The organism is Duganella flavida (assembly GCF_009857445.1).
Classification (GTDB): Bacteria; Pseudomonadota; Gammaproteobacteria; order Burkholderiales; family Burkholderiaceae_D; genus Rugamonas; species Rugamonas flavida.
Window position 1 is genome coordinate 23,322 of the sequence record NZ_WWCN01000016.1, and the last position, 12,704, is coordinate 36,025.

Consider the following 12,704-nt stretch of genomic DNA (forward strand, 5'->3'; position numbering starts at 1 on the left):
AATGGAAATGAGCCTTATCACTACCTTTAGCAGCGATCAGATCGCAGCGTTGCCAACCGCAAGCATTGCTGCCCTCGCGACCGCTGATCTTGTTGCGCTCAATTCCGCTCAGACGCGGGCCTTCACAACCGATCAGATCGGTGCTCTGACCACCAACCAGATTTCCGCGTTGGCCACCAAACAGCTGGTCAATGGCTTGACCACGGATCAGGTCGTCGCGCTGACGACGGCTCAGGTCGGCACTTTCAGCTCGGCGCAGATCAATGCACTGTCGACGACCTCGCTGGTCGCGCTTGAGACGGCCGACTTTGCCGCGCTGCGCAGCGCGACTGTGGCGGGTATGAGCACCGCGCAGCTGGCCGCGTTGACCACCAACCAGATCGTTGCCCTGACCTCGCAACAAGCCGCAGCACTGGGCAGCGCCCAGGTGAGCAGCTTGAGCACCAATGACATCGTGGCGCTGGAAACTGCCGACTTCGTGGCCCTGAAAACCAACGCTGTCGCCGCCTTGAACACCTCGCAAGTAGCGGCATTGACCACCGACCAAGTGAGCGTGCTGACCACCGGTCAGGTTGCGGCCCTGAGTACCGCTGCCTTGGCCAGCGGCCTGACCACCGACCAGGTAGTAGCGCTGTCGTCCAACCAGCTGGCGACCCTGAGCACCGCCCAATTTGCCGCACTGTCGACGACCAACGTCGCAGCAATTGAAACTGGCGACCTGGCCGCGTTGAAAACCAACGTCATCGCCGCGCTGAAAACCGGCCAGCTGGCAGCCCTGACCACCGACCAGCTGGGCGCCCTGACCACCAACCAAGTTGCTGCGCTGACCACCGGCAGCATCGCCGCCCTGACCACCGACCAAGTGGTGGCACTGTCGTCGAACCAGTTCGCTGCCCTGAGCACCGCGCAAGTGGCAGCCTTCAGCACCAACGATATCGCTGCGATTGAAACGGCCGACATCGGCGGCCTGAAAGCGGCGGCTATCGCCGCCCTGACCACCGCCCAAGCCAAGGCGCTGACCACCGACCAAGTGGTTGCCCTGAGCAGCCAGCAAGTTGCCGCACTGTCGAGCCAGCAAGTAGCTGCGATGAGCAGCGGTGCGATTGCTGCGATTGAAACCGCCGACATCGGCGCGTTGAAAACCAGCGCGATTGCCGCCCTGAGCACCCAGCAGCTGGCCGCCATCACCACCAGCCAGATCGCTGCCCTGAGCACCGGCCAGATCGCTGCGTTGAGCACTGCCGACCTGGCCAGCGGCCTGACTACCGATCAGGTAGTGGCGCTGTCGTCGAACCAGTTCGCCGCCTTCAGCACCGCTCAGTTCAGCGCGCTGTCGACCACCGACGTGGCAGCCATCGAGACCGCTGATATCGCTGGTCTGAAAACCAACATCATCGCCGCGCTGAAAACCGGCCAACTGGCGGCGCTGACCACCGACCAACTGGGCGCCCTGAGCACCAACCAGGTTGCTGCGCTGACCACCGGCAGCATCGCCGCCCTGACCACCGACCAGGTGGTGGCACTGTCGTCGAACCAGTTCGGCGCCATGAGCACCGCGCAAGTGGCAGCCTTCAGCACCAACGATATCGCTGCGATTGAAACGGCCGATATCGGCGGCCTGAAAGCGGCGGCTATCGCCGCCCTGACCACCGCCCAAGCCAAGGCGCTGACCACCGACCAGGTGGTTGCCCTGAGCAGCCAGCAAGTAGGCGCGCTGTCGAGCCAGCAAGTAGCTGCGATGAGCAGCGGTGCGATTGCCGCGATTGAAACCGCCGACATCGGCGCGTTGAAAACCAATGCGATTGCCGCCCTGAGCACCCAGCAGCTGGCCGCCATTACCACCAGCCAGATCGCTGCCCTGAGCACCGGCCAGATCGCTGCGCTGAGCACCGCCGACCTGGCCAGCGGCCTGACCACCGACCAGGTAGTGGCGCTGTCGTCCAACCAATTCGGCGCTTTCAGCACCGCCCAGTTCACGGCGCTGTCGACCACCGACGTGGCAGCCATCGAGACCGCTGATATCGTTGGCCTGAAAACCAACATCATCGCCGCGCTGAAAACCGGCCAACTGGCGGCGCTGACCACCGACCAGCTGGGCGCCCTGAGCACCAACCAGGTTGCTGCGCTGACCACCGGCAGCATCGCTGCGCTGACCACCGACCAAGTGGTGGCACTGTCGTCGAACCAGTTCGCTGCCCTGAGCACCGCGCAAGTGGCAGCCTTCAGCACCAACGATATCGCCGCGATTGAAACGGCCGACATCGGTGGCCTGAAAGCGGCGGCCATCGCCGCCCTGACCACCGCCCAGGCCAAGGCGCTGACCACCGACCAGGTGGTTGCCCTGAGCAGCCAGCAAGTTGCCGCGCTGTCGAGCCAGCAAGTGGCTGCGATGAGCAGCGGTGCGATTGCCGCGATTGAAACCGCTGACATCGGCGCGTTGAAAACCAATGCAATTGCCGCCCTGAGCACCCAGCAGCTGGCCGCCATCACCACCAGCCAGATCGCTGCCCTGAGCACCGGCCAGATCGCTGCGCTGAGCACCGCCGACCTGGCCAGCGGCCTGACCACCGACCAGGTCGTGGCGCTGTCGTCGAACCAGTTCGGCGCCTTCAGCACCGCCCAATTCAGCGCGCTGTCGACCACCGACGTGGCAGCCATCGAGACCGCTGATATCGTTGGCCTGAAAACCAACATCATCGCCGCACTGAAAACCGGCCAACTGGCAGCCCTGACCACCGACCAGCTGGGCGCCCTGAGCACCAGCCAGGTTGCTGCGCTGACCACCGGCAGCATCGCCGCCCTGACCACCGACCAGGTGGTGGCACTGTCGTCGAACCAGTTCGGCGCCATGAGCACCGCGCAAGTGGCAGCCTTCAGCACCAACGATATCGCTGCGATTGAAACGGCCGACATCGGCGGCCTGAAATCGGCAGCCATTGCCGCTCTGACCACCGCCCAGGCCAAGGCGCTGACCACCGACCAGGTGGTTGCCCTGAGCAGCCAGCAAGTAGGCGCGCTGTCGAGCCAGCAAGTAGCTGCGATGAGCAGCGGTGCGATTGCCGCGATTGAAACCGCCGACATCGGCGCCTTGAAAACCAATGTGATCGCCGCTCTGAGCACCCAGCAGCTGGCCGCCATCACCACCGACCAGATCGTCGCCCTGGGCACCGCCCAAGTCGCCGCCCTGAGCACTGCTGACCTGGCCAGCGGCCTGACCACCGACCAGGTTGTCGCGCTGTCGTCCAACCAGTTCGGCGCCTTCAGCACCGCCCAGTTCAGCGCGCTGTCGACCACCGACGTGGCAGCCATTGAGACCGCAGATATCGTTGGCCTGAAAACCAACATCATCGCCGCGCTGAAAACCGGCCAACTGGCGGCACTGACCACCGACCAGCTGAGCGCCCTGAGTACCAACCAGATCGCTGCGCTGACCACCGGCAGCATCGCTGCTCTGACCACTGACCAGGTGGTGGCATTGTCGTCGAACCAGTTCGGCGCCATGAGCAGCTCGCAAGTGGCGGCCTTCAGCACCAACGATATCGCCGCGATTGAAACGGCTGACATCGGCGGCCTGAAAACCGCTTCGATCGCGGCCCTGACCACCGCCCAGGCCAAGGCGCTGACCACCGACCAGGTGGTTGCCCTGAGCAGCCAGCAAGTAGGCGCGCTGTCGAGCCAGCAAGTGGCTGCGATGAGCAGCGGTGCAATTGCCGCGATTGAAACCGCCGACATCGGCGCGTTGAAAACCAATGCGATTGCCGCCCTGAGCACCCAGCAGCTGGCCGCCATCACCACCAGCCAGATCGCTGCCCTGAGCACCGGCCAGATCGCTGCGCTGAGCACTGCCGACCTGGCCAGCGGCCTGACCACCGACCAGGTTGTCGCGCTGTCGTCCAACCAGTTCGGCGCCTTCAGCACCGCCCAGTTCGGCGCACTGTCGACCACCGACGTGGCAGCCATCGAGACCGCTGATATCGTTGGCCTGAAAACCAGCATCATCGCCGCGCTGAAAACCGGCCAACTGGCGGCGCTGACCACCGACCAGCTGGGCGCGCTGACCACCGGCCAGGTCGCTGCGCTGACCACCGGCAGCATCGCTGCCCTGACCACCGACCAGGTGGTGGCACTGTCGTCGAATCAATTCGGCGCCCTGAGCACCGCGCAAGTGACGGCCTTCAGCACCAACGATATCGCCGCGATTGAAACGGCCGACATCGGCGGCCTGAAATCGGCAGCGATTGCCGCTCTGACCACCGCCCAAGCCAAGGCGCTGACCACCGACCAGGTGGTTGCCCTGAGCAGCCAGCAAGTTGCCGCACTGTCGAGCCAGCAAGTAGCGGTGATGAGCAGCGGTGCGATTGCCGCGATTGAAACCGCCGACATCGGCGCGTTGAAAACCAATGCGATTGCCGCCCTGAGCACCCAGCAGCTGGCCGCCATCACCACCAGCCAGATCGCTGCCCTGAGCACCGGCCAGATCGCTGCGCTGAGCACTGCCGACCTGGCCAGCGGCCTGACCACCGATCAGGTCGTGGCGCTGTCGTCGAACCAGTTCGGCGCCTTCAGCACCGCCCAGTTCGGCGCGCTGTCGACCACCGACGTGGCGGCCATCGAGACCGCTGATATCGTTGGCCTGAAAACCAGCATCATCGCCGCGCTGAAAACCGGCCAACTGGCGGCACTGACCACCGACCAGCTGGGTGCGCTGACCACCGGCCAGGTCGCTGCGCTGACCACCGGCAGCATCGCCGCCCTGACCACCGACCAGGTGGTGGCACTGTCGTCGAACCAGTTCGCTGCCCTGAGCACCGCGCAAGTGGCGGCCTTCAGCACCAACGATATCGCCGCGATTGAAACGGCCGACATCGGCGGCCTGAAATCGGCGGCCATCGCGGCCCTGACCACCGCCCAAGCCAAGGCGCTGACCACCGACCAGGTGGTTGCCCTGAGCAGCCAGCAGGTTGCCGCGCTGTCGAGCCAGCAAGTGGCTGCGATGAGCAGCGGTGCGATTGCCGCGATTGAAACCGCTGACATCGGCGCGTTGAAAACCAACGCGATTGCCGCCCTGAGCACCCAGCAGCTGGCCGCCATCACCACCAGCCAGATCGCTGCCCTGAGCACCGGCCAGATCGCCGCGCTGAGCACTGCCGACCTGGCCAGCGGCCTGACCACCGACCAGGTCGTGGCGCTGTCGTCGAACCAGTTCGGCGCCTTCAGCACCGCCCAGTTCACGGCGCTGTCGACCACCGACGTGGCAGCCATCGAGACTGCTGATATCGTTGGTCTGAAAACCAACATCATCGCCGCGCTGAAAACTGGCCAACTGGCGGCACTGACCACCGACCAACTGGGCGCCCTGAGCACCGGCCAGGTTGCTGCGTTGACCACCGGCAGCATCGCCGCCCTGACCACCGACCAGGTGGTGGCACTGGCGTCGAACCAGTTCGGCGCCCTGAGCACCGCGCAAGTGGCGGCCTTCAGCACCAACGATATCGCCGCGATTGAAACAGCCGACATCGGTGGCCTGAAATCGGCAGCCATCGCGGCCCTGACCACCAGTCAGGCCAAGGCGCTGACCACCGACCAGGTGGTTGCTCTGAGCAGCCAGCAAGTTGCCGCGCTGTCGAGCCAGCAAGTGGCTGCGATGAGCAGTGGTGCGATTGCCGCGATTGAAACCGCCGACATCGGCGCGTTGAAAACCAGCGCAATTGCGAGCCTGAGCACCCAGCAGCTGGCCGCCATCACCACCGCCCAGATCGGTGCGTTGAGCACCGCGCAGATCCTGGCGCTGAGCACCTCGGCACTGGCGACCGGCCTGACTACCGACCAGGTCGTGGCGCTGTCGTCGAGCCAGGTCGGTTCGCTGTCCACCGCCCAGGTGAACGCCCTGAGCACCACGGCGATTGCCGCGATTGAAACCGCTGATCTCGGCGCCCTGAAAACCAGCGTGATCGCCACCCTGAAAACCGGCCAGGTGAGCGCGCTGACCACGGATCAGGTTGCCTCGCTGACCACCGGCCAGGTCGCTGCACTGACGACGGCTGCCCTGTCGAGCGCACTGAGCACCGACCAGGTGGTGGCATTGAGCACCAGCTCGGTCAGCGTGCTGAGCACCGCACAAGTGGCGGCACTGTCGACCCAGTCGATCGCTGCCCTGAGCACCAACGACATCGGCGTGCTGAAAACGGCCATCGTCGGCGCCCTGACCACCAGCCAGGTCAGTGCCCTGACCACTGACCAGATCGTGTCGCTGTCGAGCAACCAGGCCGCTGCCCTGACGACCAACCAGATCAAGGCAATGTCGACCAACCAGCTGGTGGCGATTGAAACCGCCGACCTGGTCGGTCTGAAAACCGCCGCGATTGCCGCGCTGAGCTCGCAGCAACTGGGTTCGCTGACCACCAACCAGATCCACTCGCTGACCAGCCAGCAGATCTGCTCGATCACCTCGGCACAGTCGCCTGGCCTGACCACCGACCAGATCGCTGCACTGCCATCGCCACTGGGTACCCCACTGGTGCTGGACCTGAACGGTGACGGCATCACCACCCTGAACCTGGCTGCCGGCGTCAACTTCGACGTCAACGCGACCGGCACCAAGGTGAACACCGGCTGGGTAGGCGGCGGTGACGGCCTGCTGGCCCTGGATCGCAACGGCGACGGCGTGATCAACGACGGTAGCGAGCTGTTCGGTTCGGGCACCACGCTGGCCAACGGTTCGAAAGCGAGCAACGGCTACTCCGCCCTGGCCGAGCTCGATACCAACGGCGACGGTGTGGTGGACGCTAAGGACAGCCAGTTTGCCAACCTGCGGGTCTGGGTTGACGCCAACGCGGACGGCATCAGCCAGGCCGACGAGCTGAAATCGCTGAAAGAGCTGGGCATCACCAAGCTGAACCTGGACGCCAAGCAGAACGTGTCGCAGAACAACGGTAACTGGGTCGGTATCACCTCGACCTTCGAGACCGCTGACGGCGCCAGCCACGCTGCGGCCGACGTCTGGTTCGCCCTGGGTAGCACCAGCAGCGTGAGCAGCTCGGTCAGCAACCTGTCGAATGCCCTGTCGAGCTTCAATAGCGCGGCGGCCAAAGCGACCGAGAACGCGACCAAGCTGGATCTGCCAAGCGCCACCAGCGCATCGGTAGCCGCCCTGGCCGGCGCCATCGGCAGCTTCGACAGCACCAAGCTGACGGCGGCGTCGAACTCGGCTGCGACCGAAGAGACCCAGCGTCTGAAAGCCCTGCTGACCGGCAACCATAGCAGTGGCATCCTGGCAGCCAAGTAAGCACCGCCTGAACTAAGGCAAGAACGGCAAGGCCCTTGGGCCTTGCCGTTTTTTTTTGAGCCGGCAAATAGCACGGTAAAAGCGCTTGTGTTTCTACAACAGAAAAGGCGCCGGGAAGTGGTGTGCTGGGTTAGAATCCCAAGGCTGACACAATAGTGCGCTACTGCAAGCTTTTACCTTTTCGGGCCTATGCAAGATAAATTCCCCCATACCGCGATCCAGTGTCTGACTGCCATCGCGCAGCATCATGGTCTGCAAATCAATCCGGAACGCCTGATCGATGAGAACGCGTTGCGCGCGGAGGAACCGACCACTGGCGCACTGCTGCGTATCGCCTCGGAAATCGGCCTGAAAGCCAAAGCCGACAAGCTCAACTGGTCGCGCCTGATGGCGCAAGGCGGCGTGTTCCCGCTGATGGCCAAGCTGGACAATGGCAACTCGATCATCGTGGTGGGCGTGAAGGAAGGCGAGAATGGCGCCGAGGATCAAGCTGCCGTGCTGAATCCGGCTGCGGCCAATGCGCAAGTGGTGCTGGTAGCGCGCAGCGACTTCGAGAAGCACTGGTTCGGCGACATCATCTTCATCAAACGCCAGCACAAGTTTACCGATCCTAACCAGCCGTTCGGCCTGCGCTGGTTTATTCCAGAAATCCTGAAACAGAAAGTCGCCTTCCGCGACATCTTCATCGCAGCAATTGCCATGCAGCTGCTGGCACTGGCCTCGCCGATCTTCTTCCAGCTGGTGATCGACAAAGTGCTGACCCACCAGAGCGTGACCACGCTGCAGGTGCTGGGCGTGGGCATCGTGATGGCGCTGGTGTTCGACTCTACCTTCGGCTTCCTGCGCCAGACGCTGACCTTGGCGGCCTCCAACAAGATCGACATGCGCTTGACGCGCCGCGTGTTCAGCCACCTGCTGTCCTTGCCGATCGACTTCTTTGAAACCACCAGCGCCGGTGTGGTCACGCGCCACATGCAGCAGCTGGAAAAAATCCGCAGCTTCCTGACTGGCCGCTTGTTCATGACCGGCCTCGACCTGATCGCGCTGGTGGTGTTCATCCCGGTCCTGTTCAGCTACTCGTTCAAGCTGACCCTGATCGTGCTGCTGTTTGCCGCCATGATCGGCGGCATTGTGCTGGCCATGGTGCCAACCTTCCAGCGCCGCCTGAATCAGCTGTACGCAGCGGAAGGCCAGCGCCAGGGCATGCTGGTGGAAACCATCCACGGCATGCGCACGGTGAAGGCGCTGGCGATCGAGCCATCGCAGCGCCGCGTGTGGGATCAGCGTTCGGCGGAAGCGATTACGATGCACTTCCGCGTGGGCCAGATTTCGATTGCCGGTAACTCGGTCACCGACTTCCTCGGCAAGCTGCTGCCGGTGATGATCATTATCGTCGGCGCCTCGCAAGTGTTCGAAGGCTCGCTATCGGTCGGTGCGCTGATCGGCTTCCAGATGCTGTCGGGCCGCGTGACGCAGCCGCTGATTTCCATCGTCGGCCTGGTCAACGAATACCAGGAGACCGCGCTGTCGGTGAAGATGCTGGGCGAGGTGATGAACCGCGCGCCGGAAGGCCGTCCGGGCGCCAACGGCCTGCGTCCTATCCTGCAAGGCGAGATCAAGTTCGACAATGTGGTGTTCCGCTATCCGGGTTCGCAGAACATGGCCTTGAACAAGGCTTCGTTCACAATTGAAGAGGGCACGGTGGTGGGCATCGTTGGCCGTTCCGGTTCCGGCAAGACCACCCTGACCAAGCTGATACAGGGCCTGTATCCGCTGCAGGAAGGCCTGGTGCGTTTCGATGGCATCGATGCGCGCGAGATCGAGCTGTCGCACCTGCGCCGCCAGATCGGCGTGGTGCTGCAAGAGAATTTCCTGTTCCGCGGCACGGTGCGCGAGAACTTGTCCGTCACCAAACCCGATGCGACGTTTGAAGAACTGGTGGCCGCAGCGCAAGCTGCCGGCGCCGACGAATTCATCGAACGCCTGCCGCAAGGCTATGACACGGTGCTGGAAGAAAACGCCACCAACCTGTCCGGCGGCCAGAAGCAGCGGCTGTCGATTGCGCGTACCCTGGTGTCGCGCCCACGCATCCTGATTCTGGATGAAGCCGCGTCGGCGCTGGATCCTGAATCAGAAGCCATCTTCATCAACAACCTGTCCAAGATTGCCGTAGGCCGTACGGTGGTGATGATTTCACACCGCCTGTCGACTCTGGTAAATTCCGACAAAATCATGGTCATGCAGCAAGGCTCGCTGGTTGACTCCGGCCGTCACGAAGAACTGCTCACCCGTAGCGATACCTACCAGCACTTATGGAACCAGCAAACAAGTCACCTTTAAACTTCAAGCGCGGCAAGAAGGACGAGACCGAAATCGAGTTTCTGCCGGACGCCGACGCCATCGAGCGCGGTCCGCTGCCGAAGTTCGTGCGCCTGACGCTGCACACGATGCTGCTGGCGTTCGTATGTTTCATCGTCTGGGCCTGCTTGTCGCCGGTGGAGAAGATCGTTACTGCGCACGGCAAGCTGGTCAATCCGCTGCCGAATATTGTGGTGCAGCCGCTGGATACCTCCATCATTACCAGCATAGACGTGCGTGTCGGCCAGATTGTGAAAAAAGGCCAGGTGCTGGCCACCCTGGACCCGACCTTCACAGCTGCCGATGAAACCCAGCTGCGCGTGCGCCTCGACTCGCTCGATACGCAAGCGGCCGGCCTGCGCGCCGAGCTGTCCGGGAAGCCGGGCGCGGTGACGGGCAGTGGCAGCAGCGACGACGCCGTACTGCAGGCCCAGCTGTCGAGCGAGCGCAAGGCCAACTACGAAGCGCAGAAGACCAAGATGGATCAAAACATCGCGCGCCTGAGAGCCGGTCTGGAAACCAACAAGCACGACCAGACCATCCTGGCCCAGCGCGTAAAATCGCTGCGCGAAGTGGAAGCCATGCAAGAGCAGCTGATGGCCGAGCAGTTCGGCGCCAAGATGCACTTGCTGGAAGCGCGCGACCGCCGTCTGGAAGTTGAGCGCGACATGGATTTGCAGCGCAATAAATCGATTGAGATGGGACGCGAGCTGGCGTCTGCCGAATCCGAGCGCGCCGCGTTCGAGAAGAGCTGGCGCCAGAAATCGATGGAAGACTTGCTGGCTGCCAGCCGCGAACGCGATGGCATCACCGAGCAGCTCACCAAGGCAGATAAGCGCCATAAGGCGGTGCAGATGGTGGCGCCGGCCGATGGCGTGGTGCTGGAAATCGGCAAGCTGTCGGTCGGCTCCATCGTGCGCGAGGCCGAGGCCTTGTTCACCATCGTACCGCTGGGCACGGACCTGGAAGCCGAGGTGCAGATTGATTCGATGGACGTCGGCTTCATCAAGCCGGGCGCGGCGGTGCATTTGAAAGTGGACGCCTTCAACTTCCAGGAGCATGGCATGCTGGAAGGTAAAGTACGCTTCATCAGCCAGGATTCCTTCCGGCGTGATACCGCTGAAAAGGGTGGTGGCGGTCTCGACCAGTACTACCTGAGCCGCATTCCCTACAGCGGCAAGCTGCGCAACACCAAAGGCGCGCCGCTGATGCCGGGTATGACGGTGTCGGCCGAAGTGGTGGTGGGCCACCGCACGGTGATGTCCTACCTGCTGTTCCCGCTGACCCGCGCCATGAACGAATCGATCCGGGAGCCGTAATGTTCACCATCGTCATTCCGACCCACGACCGTCCGCTGCTGCTGAAGCGCACGCTGGAATCGCTGATCGCACAGACCTGCCAGGATTTCAAGGTGGTGATTGTGTCCGATACGCCGGGCTATCTGCCGCCGTACCAGGAACTGACCCAGCTCGACAAACGCTTTGATTACGTGCTGCGTTCGACCGGCGTGCCGGGCCCCGCTGCCAGCCGCAACCTCGGGCTGGCGATTGCGGATTCGGAATACATCCTGTTCCTGGATGATGACGATACCTACCGTCCGGACCACATCGCCAAGCTGAAGGCGCGGCTGGAGAAGGACAAGCCGGCGCTGCTGTTCTGCGATTTTCAGGTGCAGAACGAAGACCGCACCGTGTACCCGCCGACGCTGCTGCCGGGCGGCCAGAAAGTCTCGATAGCCGATGTGACGTTCGATAGCGTCTACATCCGCAACCGCATCCCGAACAGCTGCATCGCCTATCGCAGCGACGTGCTGCGCGGCGTGCGCAACGAGACCGATCTCATCATCTACGAAGACTGGGATTTCCTGCTGGCGGCCATGAGCGGCCGCTCACTGGTGCACTACGCCACCGACGGCGTAGTCATCCACAAAAGTGCCGCCACGGCGCCAGAAAATATGCGCCGCGGGAATTCACGCGACGACAAAATCGTCGAGGTGATGCTGCAACTGTACCGCAAGCATCCTGCCCCCAACATGGCCACCCGCCAGGCCCGCCAGGCACTGATGTCCAGCGCCGGCGTGGTGCTGGACATCGCCAACTTCTAATTAACTCAGCAGGATGCGTGTGGCGCGCGCTACGGTGTCGGCGATTTTTTCATGGTCGAACATCGGGTCGCGCGTCAGTTCGTAGGTTGGCAGCAGCAGCGCCACGGTTTGCGCCAGCTGGGTGCTGATGCGCTCGCGGTAGGCCTGGTCGCGCGGCAGGAACATGCCGTGATCCCACACGTCGCACGCCATCGACAAGCCTTCCAGGTGGCCGCGCAATTGCGTGCGCTGGTTGCGCTGGTCCTGCTCGGGATGGATGCGGAAGAAGCTGAGCGCGTCCTTGAGGTAGATGCAATCGCTGGTGCTGAGGATGGTCAGCCAGCTGGCCACGTCCGACACCACGATGTATTTGCGGCCCTGGTACATGCCAAACACCGGACCGGCCGCCGCTTTGCGGAACAGCGCAGTGGTCGGCTCGCCCAGCACGTTGCCGTTTTGCGTCAGGTGCGTGCCCAGCGAGCGGCCGCCGATCAGGGTGTCCACTTCAGCCAATGGCCGCAGGTGGGCCGGCGCCGGCATTGGGTGGCCGTCTCCGGTAATCAGCTGGCGTGCCGAACTGACGATGCCCACTTCCGGATGCAGCAGCATGGCTTGCATCATGATGCTGATCTTTTGCGGATGGAACAGGTCGTCGTCCATCAGGAAATTGACGTAGTCGCCGCGCGCCAGTTCGTAGCAGTTCTGGAAATTCTCCATCGCCGGGCAACTGGCAATGCGGTGGTAGCGGATGCGTGGATCTGCCGCCACATACGGCGCAAAGCGCTCGCGGGTGCGCTCGTCGTCGCTGTTGTCGCTGACGACGATTTCGAGGTTGGGATAGGTTTGCGCCAGCGCGCTGCGTAGCGCCAGTTCGGCGTAGTCGGGACGGTTGTGGGTAGGCAGCAAGATGCTGGCCAACGGCAGCGTGGTCATGGGTCGATTCTCAAGGTTAGGCACGCTGACAACAAAGAGCGGCGG

The 12,704-nt window shown here is 63.2% G+C and carries 5 protein-coding genes; 4 read left to right on the forward strand and 1 reads right to left on the reverse strand.

Features of this window, described 5'->3' with window-relative positions; genetic code table 11:
• Nucleotide 1 precedes the first annotated feature (1 nt).
• The 4 genes from GTP46_RS29545 to GTP46_RS22595 all read left to right on the forward strand — a co-directional run bounded on the left by GTP46_RS29545 (nucleotide 2) and on the right by GTP46_RS22595 (nucleotide 11,747).
• Nucleotides 2-7,285 (forward strand): SPM autocatalytic domain-containing protein, encoded by a 7,284-nt coding sequence (locus GTP46_RS29545; RefSeq protein ID WP_202414399.1) that lies wholly within the window; start codon nucleotides 2-4, stop codon nucleotides 7,283-7,285.
• Nucleotides 7,286-7,474: 189 nt separating this feature from the next.
• On the forward strand, nucleotides 7,475-9,625 hold the full coding sequence (locus GTP46_RS22585) for a peptidase domain-containing ABC transporter (protein ID WP_161008882.1): 2,151 nt from the start codon (nucleotides 7,475-7,477) through the stop codon (nucleotides 9,623-9,625).
• Nucleotides 9,598-10,962, forward strand: a complete 1,365-nt coding sequence (locus GTP46_RS22590) for an HlyD family type I secretion periplasmic adaptor subunit (protein ID WP_161008883.1) — start codon at nucleotides 9,598-9,600, stop codon at nucleotides 10,960-10,962. Before GTP46_RS22585 ends, GTP46_RS22590 begins: the two co-directional genes overlap by 28 nt.
• A complete protein-coding gene (locus tag GTP46_RS22595; RefSeq protein ID WP_161008884.1) occupies nucleotides 10,962-11,747 on the forward strand; it encodes a glycosyltransferase family 2 protein in 786 nt (261 codons plus the stop codon). The genes GTP46_RS22590 and GTP46_RS22595 overlap by 1 nt, the downstream gene beginning before the upstream one ends.
• Here GTP46_RS22595 and GTP46_RS22600 read toward each other — a convergent pair whose 3' ends face one another.
• Nucleotides 11,748-12,659 (reverse strand): glycosyltransferase family 2 protein, encoded by a 912-nt coding sequence (locus tag GTP46_RS22600; protein WP_161008885.1) that lies wholly within the window; start codon nucleotides 12,657-12,659, stop codon nucleotides 11,748-11,750.
• Between the last annotated feature and the right edge of the window lie 45 nt (nucleotides 12,660-12,704).

Bases quoted from the DNA above. Each gene is read 5' to 3' on its own strand.
- GTP46_RS29545 (WP_202414399.1), top strand. From the start codon at position 2: ATGGAAATGAGCCTTATCACTACCTTTAGCAGCGATCAGATCGCAGCG.
- GTP46_RS22585 (WP_161008882.1), top strand. From the start codon at position 7,475: ATGCAAGATAAATTCCCCCATACCGCGATCCAGTGTCTGACTGCCATC.
- GTP46_RS22590 (WP_161008883.1), top strand. From the start codon at position 9,598: ATGGAACCAGCAAACAAGTCACCTTTAAACTTCAAGCGCGGCAAGAAG.
- GTP46_RS22595 (WP_161008884.1), top strand. From the start codon at position 10,962: ATGTTCACCATCGTCATTCCGACCCACGACCGTCCGCTGCTGCTGAAG.
- GTP46_RS22600 (WP_161008885.1), bottom strand. From the start codon at position 12,659: ATGACCACGCTGCCGTTGGCCAGCATCTTGCTGCCTACCCACAACCGT.